18 protein-coding genes are annotated in these 15,362 nt (G+C 69.1%); 10 read left to right on the top strand and 8 right to left on the bottom strand.

All coding sequences use genetic code 11. From position 1 onward, the window contains the following. The 5 genes from kdsA to EZ313_RS03645 all read left to right on the top strand — a co-directional run bounded on the left by kdsA (position 1) and on the right by EZ313_RS03645 (position 3,506). Positions 1-855, top strand: coding sequence for a 3-deoxy-8-phosphooctulonate synthase (gene kdsA / locus EZ313_RS03665; RefSeq protein ID WP_135261848.1), 855 nt, complete (start codon positions 1-3; stop codon positions 853-855). Then, entirely contained in the window at positions 848-1,138 is a 291-nt protein-coding gene (locus EZ313_RS03660) for a DUF1330 domain-containing protein (protein ID WP_135261847.1), read from the top strand. Before kdsA ends, EZ313_RS03660 begins: the two co-directional genes overlap by 8 nt. Positions 1,139-1,274: 136 nt before the next feature. Continuing rightward, complete coding sequence (gene eno, locus EZ313_RS03655; RefSeq protein WP_135261846.1) at positions 1,275-2,558, top strand: phosphopyruvate hydratase; 1,284 nt, start codon at positions 1,275-1,277, stop codon at positions 2,556-2,558. A gap of 11 nt (positions 2,559-2,569) precedes the next feature. After that, positions 2,570-2,851: a cell division protein FtsB gene (ftsB, locus tag EZ313_RS03650; RefSeq protein ID WP_135261845.1), complete on the top strand. Its 282-nt coding sequence runs from the start codon at positions 2,570-2,572 to the stop codon at positions 2,849-2,851. Positions 2,852-2,885: 34 nt separating this feature from the next. Then, positions 2,886-3,506, top strand: a complete 621-nt coding sequence (locus EZ313_RS03645) for an AAA family ATPase (protein ID WP_135261844.1) — start codon at positions 2,886-2,888, stop codon at positions 3,504-3,506. A gap of 4 nt (positions 3,507-3,510) precedes the next feature. Here the strand turns inward: EZ313_RS03645 and hslO are convergent, their stop codons facing one another. Beyond that, positions 3,511-4,488, bottom strand: coding sequence for an Hsp33 family molecular chaperone HslO (gene hslO / locus EZ313_RS03640; protein WP_135261843.1), 978 nt, complete (start codon positions 4,486-4,488; stop codon positions 3,511-3,513). Positions 4,489-4,523: 35 nt separating this feature from the next. Then, positions 4,524-5,048: a gamma carbonic anhydrase family protein gene (locus tag EZ313_RS03635; protein ID WP_135261842.1), complete on the bottom strand. Its 525-nt coding sequence runs from the start codon at positions 5,046-5,048 to the stop codon at positions 4,524-4,526. Between the two features lie 38 nt (positions 5,049-5,086). Here EZ313_RS03635 and EZ313_RS03630 point away from each other — a divergent pair, with 38 nt between their 5' ends. Then, a complete protein-coding gene (locus tag EZ313_RS03630; RefSeq protein ID WP_135261841.1) occupies positions 5,087-5,908 on the top strand; it encodes a ferritin-like domain-containing protein in 822 nt (273 codons plus the stop codon). Here EZ313_RS03630 and EZ313_RS03625 read toward each other — a convergent pair. The 5 genes from EZ313_RS03625 to EZ313_RS03605 are packed head-to-tail and all read right to left on the bottom strand — an operon-like array spanning position 5,894 to position 11,055. Next, a complete protein-coding gene (locus EZ313_RS03625; protein WP_338106285.1) occupies positions 5,894-7,132 on the bottom strand; it encodes an MFS transporter in 1,239 nt (412 codons plus the stop codon). The genes EZ313_RS03630 and EZ313_RS03625 overlap by 15 nt on opposite strands. A 17-nt stretch (positions 7,133-7,149) precedes the next feature. Next, a complete protein-coding gene (locus tag EZ313_RS03620) occupies positions 7,150-8,118 on the bottom strand; it encodes a threo-3-hydroxy-L-aspartate ammonia-lyase (RefSeq protein WP_135261840.1) in 969 nt (322 codons plus the stop codon). Position 8,119: 1 nt separating this feature from the next. Further along, complete coding sequence (locus EZ313_RS03615; RefSeq protein WP_135261839.1) at positions 8,120-9,097, bottom strand: Bug family tripartite tricarboxylate transporter substrate binding protein; 978 nt, start codon at positions 9,095-9,097, stop codon at positions 8,120-8,122. A 40-nt stretch (positions 9,098-9,137) separates the two neighbouring features. Further along, the gene (gene xerD, locus EZ313_RS03610; protein ID WP_135261838.1) at positions 9,138-10,070 is read right to left on the bottom strand and encodes a site-specific tyrosine recombinase XerD; all 933 of its coding nucleotides are present in this window, start codon (positions 10,068-10,070) and stop codon (positions 9,138-9,140) included. A 13-nt stretch (positions 10,071-10,083) separates the two neighbouring features. Further along, positions 10,084-11,055 carry a tripartite tricarboxylate transporter substrate binding protein BugE gene (locus tag EZ313_RS03605; protein ID WP_135261837.1) on the bottom strand — a complete coding sequence of 324 codons (972 nt, stop codon included), beginning with the start codon at positions 11,053-11,055 and terminating at the stop codon, positions 10,084-10,086. A 113-nt stretch (positions 11,056-11,168) separates the two neighbouring features. On the opposite strand from EZ313_RS03605, the gene EZ313_RS03600 reads away from it, so the two are divergent. Then, on the top strand, positions 11,169-12,074 hold the full coding sequence (locus tag EZ313_RS03600) for an AEC family transporter (RefSeq protein ID WP_135261836.1): 906 nt from the start codon (positions 11,169-11,171) through the stop codon (positions 12,072-12,074). A 16-nt stretch (positions 12,075-12,090) separates the two neighbouring features. Here EZ313_RS03600 and queG read toward each other — a convergent pair whose 3' ends face one another. After that, the gene (queG, locus tag EZ313_RS03595) at positions 12,091-13,161 is read right to left on the bottom strand and encodes a tRNA epoxyqueuosine(34) reductase QueG (RefSeq protein ID WP_420849277.1); all 1,071 of its coding nucleotides are present in this window, start codon (positions 13,159-13,161) and stop codon (positions 12,091-12,093) included. Positions 13,162-13,179: 18 nt separating this feature from the next. Here queG and tsaE point away from each other — a divergent pair, with 18 nt between their 5' ends. From tsaE to EZ313_RS03580, 3 genes are all read left to right on the top strand, one after another. After that, a complete protein-coding gene (gene tsaE, locus EZ313_RS03590; protein WP_240788611.1) occupies positions 13,180-13,686 on the top strand; it encodes a tRNA (adenosine(37)-N6)-threonylcarbamoyltransferase complex ATPase subunit type 1 TsaE in 507 nt (168 codons plus the stop codon). Continuing rightward, positions 13,683-14,990 (top strand): N-acetylmuramoyl-L-alanine amidase, encoded by a 1,308-nt coding sequence (locus tag EZ313_RS03585; protein ID WP_135261834.1) that lies wholly within the window; start codon positions 13,683-13,685, stop codon positions 14,988-14,990. The genes tsaE and EZ313_RS03585 overlap by 4 nt, the downstream gene beginning before the upstream one ends. Before the next feature lie 154 nt (positions 14,991-15,144). Further along, on the top strand, positions 15,145-15,357 hold the full coding sequence (locus tag EZ313_RS03580) for a glycine zipper 2TM domain-containing protein (RefSeq protein WP_135261833.1): 213 nt from the start codon (positions 15,145-15,147) through the stop codon (positions 15,355-15,357). The last annotated feature ends 5 nt before the right edge of the window (positions 15,358-15,362 follow it).

Here is a 15,362-nt window from a genome sequence, read left to right as displayed (position 1 = left end):
ATGAAACTCTGCGGCTTCGACGTGGGCCTGGACAGGCCCTTTTTCTTGATCGCGGGCCCCTGCGTGGTGGAGTCCGAACAGCTCCAGATGGACGTGGCCGGCCAGCTCAAGGAGATCACCTCCTCGCTGGGCGTCCCGTTCATCTTCAAGAGCAGCTACGACAAGGCCAACCGCTCCTCGGGCACCAGCTTCCGCGGCCCCGGCATGTCGCGCGGGCTGGAGATCCTGGCCAAGGTGAAGAAGCAGCTGCGCCTGCCCATCATCACCGACGTGCACAGCGAGGCCGAGGTGCCGCAGGTCGCCGAGGTGGTCGACGTGCTGCAGACGCCCGCCTTCCTGTGCCGCCAGACCGACTTCATCCGCGCGGTGGCGCAGTCGGGAAAGCCGGTGAACATCAAGAAGGGCCAGTTCCTGGCGCCGCACGACATGAAGAACGTCATCGACAAGGCCCGCGCCGCCGCGCGCGAGAAGGGCCTGCCGGAGGACAGCTTCATGGCCTGCGAACGCGGCGCGAGCTTCGGCTACAACAACCTGGTCTCCGACATGCGGTCGCTGGCCATCATGCGCGAGACCGGCGCGCCGGTGGTGTTCGACGCCACGCATTCGGTGCAGCTGCCGGGCGGCCAGGGCACGAGTTCGGGCGGCCAGCGCGAGATGGTGCCGGTGCTCGCCCGCGCCGCTGTCGCCGTCGGCGTGGCGGGCCTGTTCATGGAAACGCACCCGGATCCCGCCAAGGCACTGTCCGACGGGCCCAACGCGGTGCCGCTCAAGCACATGAAGGCCCTGCTCGAGACGCTCGTCGCGCTCGACCGGGTGACCAAGAAGAACGGCTACCTGGAGCAGCACTTTGCCTAGCGCCTACATCCTCGCCAACGTCGACGTCACCGACCCGCAGCAGTACGAGCAGTACAAGAAGCTCTCGACCCTCGCGCAACAGAAACACGGCGCCGAAGTCCTCGTGCGCGGCGGCGCGGTGCAGGTGCTCGAGGGCGACTGGACGCCCAATCGGCTTGTCTTGCTGAAGTTTCCTGGGGCCGACAAGGCGCGCGCCTTCTACGATTCGCCCGAGTACCAGGCGGCCAAGACGGCTCGGCAGGGCGCCGCCGTGATGAGGATGGTCCTCATCGAAGGTGTTTGAATCGCCGGATGAACAACCGTACGCAGAAAGCGCGGAAATGACGCAGAAAGCGCAGAACAACTTGTTGTCTCTGCGCTTTCTGCGTTCCTCTGCGTTTTCTGCGTTCATGCTTTTTGACTTGAAGAGAAACTAACGAATGAGCGCCATCGTTGACATCGTCGGCCGCGAGATCCTCGACTCGCGCGGCAACCCCACCGTGGAATGCGACGTGCTGCTGGAGTCGGGCACCATGGGCCGCGCGGCCGTGCCCTCCGGCGCCTCCACCGGCTCGCGCGAAGCGATCGAGCTGCGCGACGGCGACAAGGGCCGCTACCTGGGCAAGGGCGTGCTCAAGGCCGTGGAGCACATCAACACCGAGATCTCCGAATCGGTGCTGGGCCTGGACGCCTCCGAGCAGGCCTTCCTGGACAAGACGCTGATCGACCTGGACGGCACCGAGAACAAGAGCAAGCTGGGCGCCAACGCCATGCTGGCCGTGTCGATGGCGGTGGCGCGTGCCGCCGCCGAGGAATCGGGCCTGCCCCTGTACCGCTACTTCGGCGGCATGAACGGCTGCCAGCTGCCGGTGCCGATGATGAACGTGGTCAACGGCGGCGCGCATGCCAACAACAACCTCGACCTGCAGGAGCTGATGATCATCCCCGTGGGGGCGCCGAGCTTCCGCGAGGCGTTGCGCTACGGCGCCGAGGTGTTTCACGCCCTCAAGAAAATCATCCACGACAAGGGCATGAGCGTGGCCGTCGGCGACGAAGGCGGCTTCGCGCCCAACGTGGAGAACCACGAGGCCGCCATCGGCATGATCCTGCAGGCCATCGAGGCCGCCGGCTACCAGCCCGGCATGCAGATCGCGCTGGGGCTGGACTGCGCCTCCAGCGAGTTCTTCCGCGACGGCCGCTACCACGTCGAGGCCGAGGGCAAGGTGCTGGAAGCGGGCGCCTGGACCGACATCCTGGCCTCCTGGTGCGACAAGTACCCGATCATCAGCATCGAGGACGGCATGGCCGAGGGCGACTGGGACGGCTGGAAACAACTCACCGAGCGGCTGGGCAAGCGCGTGCAGCTGGTGGGCGACGACCTGTTCGTCACCAACACGAGGATCCTGAAGGAAGGCATCGACAAGAAGATCGCGAACTCCATCCTGATCAAGATCAACCAGATCGGCACGCTGACCGAGACCTTCGCCGCGATCGAGATGGCCAAGCGCGCCAACTACACCGCGGTGATCAGCCACCGCTCGGGCGAGACGGAGGACAGCACCATCGCCGACATCGCGGTGGGCACCAATGCCGGCCAGATCAAGACCGGCTCTCTCTCGCGCTCGGACCGCATGGCCAAGTACAACCAGCTGCTGCGCATCGAGGAAGACCTGGGCGACATCGCCCAGTACCCCGGCCGCTCGGCGTTCTACAACCTCCGATAGGCCGCCTACCCTTGGGTGTCCGCGCCGTCCCCGTCCTGCTGGTCGCGCTGCTCATGGTGGTCCATGGGCAGCTGTGGTTCGGCCGGGGCAGCGTGGGCAACGTGGGCGAGATGCAGCGCAAGCTCCAGCAGCAGCAGCAGGCCAATGCCCAGGCGCAGCAGGCCAACGCACGCCTCGCCGCCGAGGTGCGCGACCTGAAGGAAGGCCTGGAGATGGTCGAGGAAAAGGCGCGCGCCGAGCTGGGCATGGTCAAGCCCAACGAAATCTTCGTCAACGTCGTCACGCCCAAGTGACGCGCCGCTCCACGAGCGGGTTGCGCCCATCCCCATGAAGATCGCCCTGCTCGGCGCCGAGAGCACGGGCAAGACCACCCTTGCCCACGCGTTGGCCCAAGCGCTGCGCGAGCGCGGGCGCCGAGTCGAAGTCGTCGGCGAGGTGCTGCGCGAATGGTGCGTGCGTGAAGGGCGCGAGCCGTCACCGGACGAACAGCTCCTGATCGCGCAGGAGCATGAACGGCGGGTGGATGAAGCGGCGGCGCGCGTCGACATCGTGATCGCGGACACCACGGCGCTAATGGTCGCGATCCACGGGGCGATGCTGTTCGAAGAGCATCCGGTGTACCGGTTTGCACTGGAGCGTCAGGGCGGCTACGACCTGACGCTGCTCACCGGGTTGGACGTGCCGTGGGTCGTGGACGGACTGCATCGTGAGGGGCCGCACGTCCGGGAGCGGGTTGATGCTTTGGTGCGCGAAACGTTGGCCAAGGCGGGTGTGGCGTATCGCGTCGTGTACGGCACGGGTGAGGACCGGGCAAGGAACGCGCTGGCCCCGGTGTTGGAGTTGCTCGGTGAGCGGCCGGCTTTCTCCGGCGAGACGCGTTGGAAGTGGGTGTGCGACAAGTGCAGCGACCCGGAGTGCGAGCACCGGCTGTTCACCGGCCTCGCGTAGCGGCTTACTGCACAGCCGAGGTCACGGGCGGCTGATCCCCCGGCGACTTGAACAGCTGCGCCGCATCGACGGCGTCGAACCGGTACTGCGCGCCGCAGAAATCGCAGCCCACCTCGATCTGCCCCTGCTCCTCGATGATGCTTTCCGCCTCCGGCCGACCCAGCCCGCGGATCATGCCGGCCACGCGATCGCGGCTGCAGGTGCAGGCGAAGCGCGGCGTCTGCGCCGGGAAGCGCAGCAGCTTCTCTTCCCAGAACAGGCGGCGCAGCACGGTGTCGACGTCCAGCTCCAGCAGTTCTTCGCGCGTGAGGCTGGAGGCGAGCGTGGCGATGCGGTTGTAGTGCTCGTTCAGGCCGATCTCGTCCTCGTTGGCCTTGCTGACCATCGAGCCTTCGAGGTTGCCCTCGCCCTGCACCGGCAAGCGCTGGATCAGCAAACCCGCGGCGACCTTCCCGTCGGCGGCGAGAACGAGCGTGGTGTCCAGCTGCTCGGATTGCAGCATGTAGTGCTGCAGCACGTCGCTCAGCCGCACCAGCTTTTCGCGCCGGTCGCCGTACAGCGGCACCACGCCCTGGTACGGCTGCTGCCCGGGGAATTTCTCCTTCGGGTCGAGCGTGATCGCGCAGCGGCCGTGGTTGTGCGCGTTCACCAGTTCGGGCAGGCGGTCGCCCGCCTGCACATCCCCCACCACCTTGGCCGTCGCGCGCAGCGTCAGGTCATGCTGCACCTCGGCCACGGCGACCTTGACCGGGCCATCGCCGAAGATCTGCAGCACCAGCGCGCCGTTGAACTTGATGTTGGACTGCATCAGCACGCCCGCGGCCGCCATCTCGCCCAGCAGCTCGGCCACGGGCGGCGGCCACGCGCCGGTGGCGTTGTTGTCCTGCCGCCGGGCCAGGATCTCGGTCCAGGCGTCCGTCAGGCGCACCAGGGCGCCGCGAACGGGCAGGCCGTCGAAGAGGAACTTGTGGAGTTCGGACATGGAAGGGGCGGGCCCAAAGCTGCAGCAGATGGCGCCTAGCCCACCTTCTTCAAGCCCCGCGCGAACCGGCGGGCGTTCTCGACGTAATGTGCGGCGCTTTCCGCCAGCTTCCCCGCGGCCGCGTCATCCAGCGTGCGCACGACCTTGGCCGGCGAGCCGATGATCAGCGAGTTGTCGGGAAACTCCTTGCCCTCGGTGATGACGCTGCCCGCGCCCACGATGCAGTTGCGGCCGATGCGCGCCCCATTGAGCACCACCGACTGGATGCCGATCAGCGAGTTGTCGCCGATGGTGCAGCCGTGCAGCATGACCTGGTGGCCCACCGTGACGTCGCGGCCGATGGTCAGCGGCTTGCCGATGTCGGCATGCAGCACGGAGAGGTCCTGGATGTTGCTGTTGGCGCCGATGCGGATGGTCTCGGTGTCGCCGCGGATTACGGTGCCGAACCAGACGCTGGCGTTCTCCGCGAGTTCCACTGCGCCGATCACCTGCGCGGTTTCGGCCACCCATGCGCCCTGGCCGAGCTTGGGAGAGGTGCCGTCGAGTTCGTAGAGGGCCATGGACAATACCGGTGGATGAAGACCATGGGATTTTAGGGATGGCCCTGAGGGCTGGAGCCGTGCAGGCGCTGTGCGCCGTGCAGCCGCGCGAAAAGGTGGCGCTGACGCAAGCCCTGCACCGGGATGCGGAGCGGCTGGACGTCGAGCGCGAGCGCCCGCCCGCCCCTGGGCCGGTGCCCGGCCGTCCGGAGAAGCCGCTGCTGGTCCACCCGGCCCGCGTGCCGCGTCGCTCGCCCGCCAAGCCGAAAGGGCTCGCCGCCCTGCTGCACGCCATCGCCCACATCGAGTTCAACGCCATCAACCTCGCGCTGGACGCGGCGTGGCGCTTCGAGGGCATGCCGCGCGAGTTCCACCTCGATTGGCTGCGCGTCGCGGCCGAGGAAGCCTTCCACTTCACGCTGCTGAGCGATCACCTCGCATCGCTGGGACACACGTACGGCGACTTCAGCGCGCACGACAACCTCTGGCAGATGTGCGAGAAGACCGCGGGTGACATCGTGGCCCGCATGGCCCTGGTGCCGCGCACGCTCGAAGCGCGCGGACTCGACGCCACGCCGCAGATCCAGTCCAAGCTGCGCCAGGTGGGCACGCCGGCGGCCTTGCGCGCCGTTGAAATCCTGGACGTGATCCTGCGCGACGAGGTCGGCCACGTGGCGATCGGCAACCACTGGTATCGCAGCCTCTGCAGACGTGACGGGCTGGACCCGGTGGCGCACTACGGCGTGCTGGTCGAGCGCTATTCCGCGCCTCGCCTGCAGCCACCGTTCAACGAAGACGCGCGGCGCCGGGCCGGGTTCTCCGAGGACGAACTCGCCTGGCTCAGCGGCGAGACGATCCGCCCGCCATCAGGCGGCCGATGAAACCGCCGGCGCCGGCAGCAGCCTGAATGCGATCGCCGCCAACGCCAGCAGCCCGCCCGTCGTGGCGAGCACCGCCTGGTAGGTCTCGATGCCCAGCGCCGGTGCGGCTCCGGCGGCCACGCCGGTCACCCACTGCATCAGCGCGACACCCAGGAACAGCGCCATGGTGAAGACCGCCATCGCCCGGCCGGTCATGCGCGCCGGGTAGGCCGAGCGCACGTCGGCGTACTGCAGGACGATGTAGCCGGCCACGAGGCTCATCACCGTGCTCACCACCACGTCGAACACGGCATGGCGGCTGAACGCCATCGCCAGGTACATCGCCGCCACGACCAGCGTGCCCGCAATGATCCAGCGGCGCCGCAGGCGATCGCCGGGATCGAGGCGGCCGAACAGCGGCGGGCCGAACATGCCCACCACCGAGACCAGCAGCACCACGTGCCCGGTCTGCACCAGGCCGAAGCCGTGCCGCTCCACCAGCAGCGGCCCCAGCCACAGGCCCCGCAGCGTGAGGAATGAGGCATAGGTGAAGCTGGCCAGCACCACGATGCCCCAGGTGTGCCGCAGCGCGAACAGCTCGCCGTAGCCGCGCAAGGCGGCCACTGCGTTGGCGGGCGCAGCGCGATCGGCGGCGGGCTCTTTCGATTCGTTGACCAGCAGCAGGATCGCCAGCCAGGCGGCCGCGGCCAACACTGCCAGCACCAGGAAACCCGCGCGCCACGAAGCCTGGTCGACCACCCACGCCAGCGGCGTGCCGGTGACCAGCAGGCCGACCGAACCGATGCCCAGCGCGGCCCCGTTCACCGCTGCGAACCGCTCCGGCGCGAAGCGGCGCGAGATGAATACCGTGCACGCCAGGAAAGCCGGCGCGCAGCCCACCCCGATGACGAACTGGGCGACCAGCAGTTGCGTGAAGCCATCGGCCGTGGCGGCGATCAGGGCGCCGGCAACCGTGAGCGGAAAAACCGCCAGCACCGTGCGGCGCGGGCCCCACACATCGATGCCCATCCCCATGAACAGCTGCAACCCGCCGAACGCGAGGTGGAAGGCGCCGGCGAACAGCCCCAGCTGCTGCGGCGACAGGCCCAGTTCGCGTTGCAGCGGCGGCGCGAGGATCGCGGCGACGGTGCGGAAGGCCTGGCTGAGGGCGAAGCCGCAGATCAGGGCCATCAGCATGGCCCAGGCCGAACGCGTGGCGCCGTCGGATGTGGAGGCGGTGCCCAAGGCGCGGCCGTGCTGCTTCAGTCCACGGCTTCCGCGCCGCTGAGAAGCGCCACGAAGCGATCGGTGCCGATGTTGCCGCCCGAGAGCGTGACGCCGACGCGCAGCCCGCGGAACTGGTCGCGGTGGTGCATCAGCGCCGCCAGCGCGCAGGCGCCGGAAGGCTCCAGCACGACCTTGAGCCGCTCGAAGGCGAATCGCATGGCTTCGACGACGACCGGGTCGGGCACCGTGAGCACGTCCTCGACCAGCGCCTGGATCACCTCGAACGTATGCCGGCCCACCGCTTGCGTCTGCTGGCCGTCGCAGATCGTGCGCGGCACGTCGATGCTCACGATGCGGCCCTCGCGCAGCGAGCGGCGCATGTCGTCGCCGCGTTCCGGCTCGGCGCCGAACAGGCGGATGCCGGGCAGCAGGTGCCGGGCTGCGACGGCGCAGCCCGAGAGGAAACCGCCGCCGCCGGCGCAGACGATCAGCGCATCGAGCGAACTCACGTCCTGCACCAGCTCCAGCGCCGCCGTGCCCTGCCCCGCCATCACGCGCAGGTCGTCGAATGGCGGGATCAGGTTGGCGCCCTGCTCCTGCACCAGCCGCGCGGCGATCGCGGCACGGTCTTCCTTGTAGCGGTCGTACACGACGACTTCAGCCCCATAGCCGCGCGTCGCTTCCATCTTGAGCGCGGGGGCATCGTGCGGCATGACGATGGTGGCGCGGCAGCCGTGCAGGCGCGCGGCGAGCGCCACCGCCTGCGCATGGTTGCCCGAGGAGAACGCCACCACGCCCCGCGAGCGCTCGTCGGGCGAGAGCGAGTTGACCGCGTTGTAGCCGCCGCGGAACTTGAAGGCGCCCATGCGCTGCAGGTTCTCGGCCTTGAGAAAGGCGTTCGCGCCGAGCAGGTCGTCCAGCGTGCGCGAGGTGAGCACCGGCGTGCGGTGCGCGACGCCCTCCAGGCGCCGTGCGGCGGCTTCGACGTCGACGAACTGCAGCATCTCAGTCGGCCCGGATGTTGGCCGCGCGGATGATGCGGGCGTTGTTGTCCGACTCGGTGGCGATCTGCCGTGCGAACTCGGCCGCCGTGCCGCCGGTGGGCACGTTGTCGCTGGCGACCAGCCGGGCGCGCAGGTCGGGATGGGCCAGGGCCTTGTTCACTTCGGCGTTCAGCCGCTCCAGCACGCCCGCGGGCAGGCCGGCGGGCGCGAACAGGCCGAACAGCGACGTCATGTTGGCGGCCGGGAAGCCCAGCTCCGCGAGAGTGGGCGTGTTCGGGAACGCCTCGAGCCGGGCCGGCGCGCCGATGGCCAGCACGCGCAGCTTGCCCGCCTTGACGTGCTGCGAGACGGTCGGGCCGGTGTTGACCGACAGCACCTCGAACTGGCCGCCGAGCGCATCGGTGATCTGCTGGCCGCCGCCCTTGTACGGGATGTGGGTGATGTCCACCCTGGCCGCGGCCTTGAGCTGCTCCAGCATGACGTGGCCGAGCGAAGCAGGACCTGAAGTGGCCCAGCGCACGGCGCCCGGCCTGGCACGCGCCGCCGCAAGCAGCTCCTGCATGTCCCGGACCGGCGTCGCCGGCGTGGCCAGCAGCAGCACCGGCGAGTACATCACGCTCGCCGCCGGCACCAGGTCGCGCGCAGGGTCGAAGGGCGACTTGCCCAGGTGCGGGTTGAGCGCCACCGGGCTGATCGCCGCGAAGCCGAACGTGTGGCCGTCAGTGGACTTGGCCACCGCGTCCAAGCCGATGCTGCCGCTCGCGCCGGCCTTGTTCTCGATCACCACCGACTGGCCCAGCGAAGCCGCCATGCGCTCCCCGAGCGCTCGGGCCACGACGTCGCTCACGCCCCCGGGCGGGTAGGCGACGACGATGCGAACGGGCCGCGAAGGCCACGCCGCCTGCGCATGGACGGCGGGAAGGGCAAGGCCGGCGAGCGCGGCAATGGCGCCGCGGCGGGAGAAGCAGGAAGCTGGCATGGCGGGCTGGAACGAGGGCGTGCGAAAGCGCCCGAGGTTATCAGCCCCGCGGGTGGTGCTGCGAATGCAGCTGCCGCAGCCTCTCGCGCGCTACGTGGGTGTAGATCGTGGTGGTGGAGATGTCGGCATGCCCGAGCAGCATCTGCACCGCGCGCAGGTCCGCCCCGTGGTTCAGCAGGTGGGTGGCGAAGGCGTGCCGCAGCGTGTGCGGCGACAGCGGCGCGGTGATGCCCGCGATGCGCGCGTACTTGCGCACCAGCACCCAGAACATCGCCCGTGTCATCCCCTGCCCGCGAGCGGTGACGAACAGGTCCTCGCTCTGCTGGCCGTCGAGGATGGCCGCGCGCGCCTCCTTCATGTAGCGCGCGATCCAATCGCGCGCCACCTGCCCGAAAGGCACCAACCTTTCCTTGCCGCCCTTGCCCATCACGCGCACCACGTGGTCGGCCATGCTCAGGTGGATCACCTTCAGCGTCACCAGTTCGCTCACGCGCAGGCCGCTGGCGTAGATCAGCTCCAGCATCGTGCGGTCGCGCAGGCCCAGCGGGGTGTCGACGTCGGGGGCGGCGAGCAGCGCCTCGACCTGCGCCTCGGTCAGCGTCTTGGGCATGCGCGGCGTGCGCTTGGCCGCCTCCAGCTGCAGCGTGGGGTCCTCGGTGATGCGACGCTCGCGCAGCGCCCAGCGGAAATACCGCTTGAACACCGTCAGCCGGCGATTCGCCGTGCTGGACTTGGTGGACGCATGGCGCGCGGCGAAGTAGGCCTGCAGGTCGTGCTTGGCCGTGCCATCCAGGCTGCCGCCGCGCGCGTGCAGCCAGCGCGCGTAGAGCGTGAGGTCGCGCCGGTACGCAGCGAGCGTGTTGCGCGACAGGCCCTCTTCGAGCCAGAGCGCGTCGATGAAGTCGTCGATCGAAGCGAACAAGCCGCCCGCGGGCGGCTTGTTCTTCGGGAGAGCAGACGAAGCGGCTGCCATCCTGGCCAGGCCGTCAGTCCAGTTTCAGCTTGGCGGTGTCGACCACCTTCTTGTAGACGTCGAATTCGGCCTTGATCTGCTGCGCGAACTGGTCCGGAGTGTTGGCGACGATCAGGGAGCCGGTGTCCTCGATGCGCTTGCGTACCGCGGGGTCCTGCAGCGCCTTGATCGCGGCGCCGTGGACCTTCTCGACGACGTCCTTCGGCAGGCCCTTGGGGCCGAGGATGCCGTAGTACGCCATGCGGTTCACGGGCTCCAGGCCCACCTCCTTGAACGTGGGCACGTTCGGGAGCTCCTTCAGGCGCTGCGGCGCGGCGACCACGATGGGAACCAGGCGGCCGTCCTTGATGAAGGGCAGCGCCGAAGGCAGGTTGTCGAAGATCATCGGCACCTGGCCGGCGACCGTGTCATTGAGGGCCGGGCCCGCGCCTCGGTACGGAATGTGGATGACGAAGGTTCCCGACAGGCTCTTGTAGAGCTCCATCTGCAGGTGGCCGATGCCGCCGGTGCCGGACGACGAATACGAATAGCGGCCCGGGTTCTTTTTCAGTTCCGCGACGAAGGTCTTGTAGTCCTTGGCCGGGAAGCTGGGGTGTACCGCGATGATGTTGGGCGTCGCCGCGATGTTGATGATGGGCGTGAAGTCCGTGGTGGGGTTGTACGGGATCTTCGGGTTGATCGCGGGGTTGGCCGCGGTGGTGGACACGGTGGCCATGCCGAGCGAATAGCCGTCCGGCGCGGAACGCACTGTCTCGGTGGCGCCGATCACGCCGCCCCCGCCGGCCTTGTTCTCCACGATGACGTTCTGGCCCAGGTTCTTGCCCAGGGGCTCGGAGATCACCCGCGCGATGATGTCGGTGGTGCCGCCCGGCGCGAACGGGACCTGCAGCTTCACGGGCTTGTTCGGATAACCCTGGGCCAGCACGGGGCCGGCGGCCACCGTCAGCGCGGCGGCGGCAAGAGCGATCCAGTCACGGCGTTGCATTCGAACTCTCCTTTTTTGGGTCAGCATCAACCCGCGAATCCTACAGAAGGCCGGGACCGTGGAGCCTTGTGGATTACGCATAAGGGTGAACCCGCAACGGCTATCCTCGACCGGTGGAGTTCGCCCGCCTGCTGTTCCCCGACTTCTCGCTGATCGCCACCGGCTACCTGATCTGCCGGTACACGGCCCTCGACCGGCCGGTGTGGGAGCAGGTCGAGAGCCTCGTCTACTACGTGCTGTTCCCCGTGCTGCTGTTCCAGTCCATCGTGCGGGCGCCGCTGGACCTGGACGCCGCATCCGGCCTGATCGCCGCGGGCCTGCTGCTCGGGCTCTCGGGCATCGCCATGGCGTACGCGGTGCCACACGTGCCGCTGCTCGGGTCGCAGATCGACCGGCGCGAGCATGCCGCCGCCGCGCAGGTTGCGTTCCGCTTCAACTCCTTCATCGGCCTCGCGCTGGCCGAGCGGCTGGCCGGCCCGCAGGGCCTGCAGCTGATCGCCGTGCTGATCGGCGTGTGCGTTCCGCTGTTCAACGTGGGCGCGGTGTGGCCGATGGCGCGGCATGCGCAGACCGGTTTCATCGCGGCGCTGGTGCGCAATCCGCTGATCGTCGCGACGGCCGCCGCCCTCTCGGCCAACCTGCTCGGGTTGTCGGTGCCGGCGTGGCTGGAGCCCACGGTCAATCGCATCGGCGGCAGTTCACTCCCATTGGGCCTGATGGCCGCGGGTGCGGGGATGCAGTTCGGGACTCTGATGCAATCGCGCGCGCTCACCGTGTCCGTGCTCACCATCCGCCATGCGCTGCTGCCGCTGGTGGCAGCGACGCTCGTGATGCTGCTGCGGCTCGACGCCTCGCAGGCCGCGGTGCTGCTGGCGTTCTCCGCGCTGCCGACTGCGTCCAGCTGCTACGTGCTGGCTTCGCGAATGGGCTACAACGGCTCGTATGTGGCGGGGTTGGTGACGCTGTCGACGCTGCTGGGGGTGGCGAGCTTGACGTTTGCGCTGGGGGTGTTGCGGTAGCTTCGCGAGTCCCACGTCATCCCCGCGCGTCGGCTTCCACTCGGGCCCCGGCCAGCGCCCAAGCCACGTGCTCGCGCACCAGCGAACTCGGGTGATCGACGAGCTTGCGCAACGCACCCCGCAGCGGCTCATCGTCCGCGACCCGCAACGCATTCCCCGCCGCCACCGCCACATTCCGCAACCACCGCTCATGCCCGATGCGGCGGATCGCGCTGGCCTCGGTGCGGCGCAGGAACTCCCCTTCGCTCCAGCCCAGCAGTTCCGCCAGCGCCGCCCCCGACATCCCCGGCCGCTCGTCGAAGTCCGGCAGCGCGCTGCGGCCCGCGTACTTGTTCCAGGGGCAGACGAGCTGGCAGTCGTCGCAGCCGTAGATGCGGTTGCCCATCAGCGGTCGCAGTTCGACCGGGATCGGCCCGGCGTGCTCGATCGTCAGGTACGAGATGCAGCGGCGCGCATCCAGCCGCTGTTCGCCGACGATGGCCCCGGTGGGGCAGATGTCGATGCACGCGGTGCAGCTGCCGCAATGCGCCGTCACGGGCGCGCTGGCGGGCAGCGCGATGTCGACGTAGATCTCGCCCAGGAAGTACATGGAGCCGGCCTCGCGGCTGAGGATCAGCGTGTGCTTGCCGCGCCAGCCCTGGCCGCTGCGCGCCGCCAGCTCGGCCTCCAGGACCGGTGCCGAATCGGTGAACGCGCGATGCCCGAACGGGCCGATCTCCTGCGCGATGCGATCGCTGAGCTTCTGCAGCCGGTTGCGCATCACCTTGTGGTAGTCGCGGCCGCGGGCGTAGAGCGAGACGGCGCCTTCGCGCGGCCGCTTCAGGCGGTCCCATTCGATCGCCTGCCAGCCCTCGGGTGTTGCTTGCGGGAGATAGTCCATTCGGGCCGTGATCACGGACAGCGTGCCCGGCACCAGTTCGGCCGGCCGCGCGCGCCTGAGGCCGTGCGCTTCCATGTAGGCCATCTCGCCGTGAAAGCCGTTGGATAGCCACTGCAACAGGCCCGGTTCGGCGGACGACAGGTCCACGCCGGCCACGCCGATTTGGGAGAATCCAAGCTCATGGCCCCACCGGCCGATGGACACCACCAGCGAAGGACCGTCGATCTGACTGCCAGCCCGAGTCACCCTCCGATTGTAGGAAGCGCCCCCCGGCCGGGCAGCGCCGTCCTGCTGCGGTGGGCGCGCGAGGACGACACGCGCGCCTTCGCCGAACGCATCGCAGCGCATCCCGCGCTCGGTCACGCTTTCATCGAGCTGCACGGCGACCTCGGCGCGGGCAAGACCACCCTCGTGCGGCACCTGCTGCGCGCACTAGGCGTGACGGGCCGCATCAAGAGCCCCACCTACACGCTGGTCGAACCGCACGACGCGCTGGGCTTTCCCGTCTGGCACTTCGACTTCTACCGGTTCGACGACCCGCGCGAGTGGGAAGACGCGGGGTTCCGGGACATCTTCGACCAGCGCGGGCTCAAGCTCGCCGAATGGCCGGAGAAAGCGGCCGCCCTCTTGCCGCGAGCGGACCTGGCGCTGCACATCGAAGTGCAGCCGGACGGGTCTCGCACCGTGCGAGTAGAGGCCGGCACCGATACCGGCCGGGAGCTCGCCGCATGAAGCGCCGCGGCCTGCTGCAGGGCGGCACGCTGGTGCTGCTGCTCGGCGCGGCGCAGATCGCGCGCGGCGCCACCATCGTCGCGGTGCGCATCTGGCCGGCGCCGGACTACTCGCGCGTGACCATCGAATCGGATGCGCAGCTCAGCTCCAGGCAGATCGTGGTCACCAGCCCGCCGCGGCTGGCGGTGGACATCGACGGCATCGACCTCAACCCGGCCCTGCGAGAGCTGGTGGCCAAGGTGCAGGCGGACGATCCCTACATCGCCGGCATCCGCGTCGGCCAGTTCGCGCCGGGCGTCGTCCGGCTGGTCATCGACCTCAAGCAGCAGGCCCTGCCGCAGGTGTTCACGCTTGCGCCGATCGCCGCATACCAGCACCGGCTGGTGCTGGACCTGCACCCCATGCAGCCGGCCGATCCGCTGGAGCAGCTGATCGCGCAGCGGATGCGAGAGAGCACCGGCGGCGGCCCGGGCGCGCCCGACCCATTGGGCGAGCTGATCGCGCGTCAGTACGACCCGCCACGCTCGCGTCACGACCTGCCGCCCGCGGTGGCAGGGCCCGCCGCGCCGGCGGCCAAGACCGACCGGCTGATCATCATCGCGCTCGATCCCGGCCACGGCGGCGAGGATCCCGGTGCCATCGGCCCCGGCGGCACGCGCGAAAAGGACGTGGTGCTGCAGGTGGCGCACCGCCTGCGCGACCGTATTAACGCGGCCAGCATCAACGGCAACCCGATGCGCGCCTTCCTCACGCGCGACGGCGATTTCTTCGTGCCGCTGCATGTGCGCGTGCAGAAGGCGCGGCGCGTGCAGGCCGACCTGTTCGTCAGCCTGCATGCCGATGCCTTCATCACGCCCACCGCGCGCGGCGCCAGCGTGTTCGCGTTGAGCCACAGCGGCGCGTCCAGCTCGGCGGCCCGCTGGATGGCCGACAAGGAAAACCGCGCCGACCTGGTGGGCGGCGTCAACGTCAAGTCGCAAGACCAGCACGTGGCCCATGCATTGCTGGACATGAGCACCACGGCTCAGATCAACGACAGCATGCGGCTCGGCGGTGCGCTGCTCGGCGAGATCGGCAACGTGGGCCGGCTGCACAAGAGGCAGGTCGAACAGGCGGGCTTCGCGGTGCTCAAGGCACCCGACATCCCCAGCGTCCTCGTGGAAACCGCCTTCATCAGCAACCCGGAAGAGGAAGCCAAGCTGCGCAGCGACGAGTACCAGGAACAGCTGGCTGATGCATTGATGCGCGGCATCAGCCGCTACTTCGCGGCCAACCCGCCGCTGGCGCGCAATCGTCCCGTCTGACGCCTGGCCTCCCGTTTGCGCCGTCAGGACGCGGCGGGGGGTGCCGACAGCCCCTGTCTTGCTGCTCCTACAGTCCGCTGACGGGCTGGTTTCCACAATGCAACGCACAGGCAGGCCGCGCCTTCCGCGGTCGTCAAGATTGAAGGTGAACGGTATGAAGACCAAGTTCCTGGCGGCCATCGCCGCCGTCACGATGATGACCCTGACCGGCTGCGGCACGATGGACCGCCAGACCGCCGGCACGCTGGGCGGCGCCGCCGTGGGTGGCGTGGTCGGCAACTCGGTGTTCGGCGGCACGCTGGGCACGCTGGGCGGCGCGGCCGCCGGCGGCTACATCGGCCACAAGGCCACGGAGCCGAACCGCTAAGCCGA

It is taken from the genome of Ramlibacter henchirensis (assembly GCF_004682015.1).
GTDB lineage: Bacteria > Pseudomonadota > Gammaproteobacteria > Burkholderiales > Burkholderiaceae_C > Ramlibacter > Ramlibacter henchirensis.
Note: the sequence above shows the minus strand (reverse complement) of the source record. Positions and strands in the feature narration are given on the sequence as shown.

What these genes read in the sequence shown, in the direction of transcription:
- kdsA (WP_135261848.1), top strand. Translation starts at nt 1, where the DNA reads ATGAAACTCTGCGGCTTCGACGTGGGCCTGGACAGGCCCTTTTTCTTG.
- eno (WP_135261846.1), top strand. Translation starts at nt 1,275, where the DNA reads ATGAGCGCCATCGTTGACATCGTCGGCCGCGAGATCCTCGACTCGCGC.
- EZ313_RS03645 (WP_135261844.1), top strand. Translation starts at nt 2,886, where the DNA reads ATGAAGATCGCCCTGCTCGGCGCCGAGAGCACGGGCAAGACCACCCTT.
- hslO (WP_135261843.1), bottom strand. Translation starts at nt 4,488, where the DNA reads ATGTCCGAACTCCACAAGTTCCTCTTCGACGGCCTGCCCGTTCGCGGC.
- EZ313_RS03635 (WP_135261842.1), bottom strand. Translation starts at nt 5,048, where the DNA reads ATGGCCCTCTACGAACTCGACGGCACCTCTCCCAAGCTCGGCCAGGGC.
- EZ313_RS03630 (WP_135261841.1), top strand. Translation starts at nt 5,087, where the DNA reads ATGGCCCTGAGGGCTGGAGCCGTGCAGGCGCTGTGCGCCGTGCAGCCG.
- EZ313_RS03620 (WP_135261840.1), bottom strand. Translation starts at nt 8,118, where the DNA reads ATGCTGCAGTTCGTCGACGTCGAAGCCGCCGCACGGCGCCTGGAGGGC.
- EZ313_RS03615 (WP_135261839.1), bottom strand. Translation starts at nt 9,097, where the DNA reads ATGCCAGCTTCCTGCTTCTCCCGCCGCGGCGCCATTGCCGCGCTCGCC.
- xerD (WP_135261838.1), bottom strand. Translation starts at nt 10,070, where the DNA reads ATGGCAGCCGCTTCGTCTGCTCTCCCGAAGAACAAGCCGCCCGCGGGC.
- EZ313_RS03605 (WP_135261837.1), bottom strand. Translation starts at nt 11,055, where the DNA reads ATGCAACGCCGTGACTGGATCGCTCTTGCCGCCGCCGCGCTGACGGTG.
- EZ313_RS03585 (WP_135261834.1), top strand. Translation starts at nt 13,683, where the DNA reads ATGAAGCGCCGCGGCCTGCTGCAGGGCGGCACGCTGGTGCTGCTGCTC.
- EZ313_RS03580 (WP_135261833.1), top strand. Translation starts at nt 15,145, where the DNA reads ATGAAGACCAAGTTCCTGGCGGCCATCGCCGCCGTCACGATGATGACC.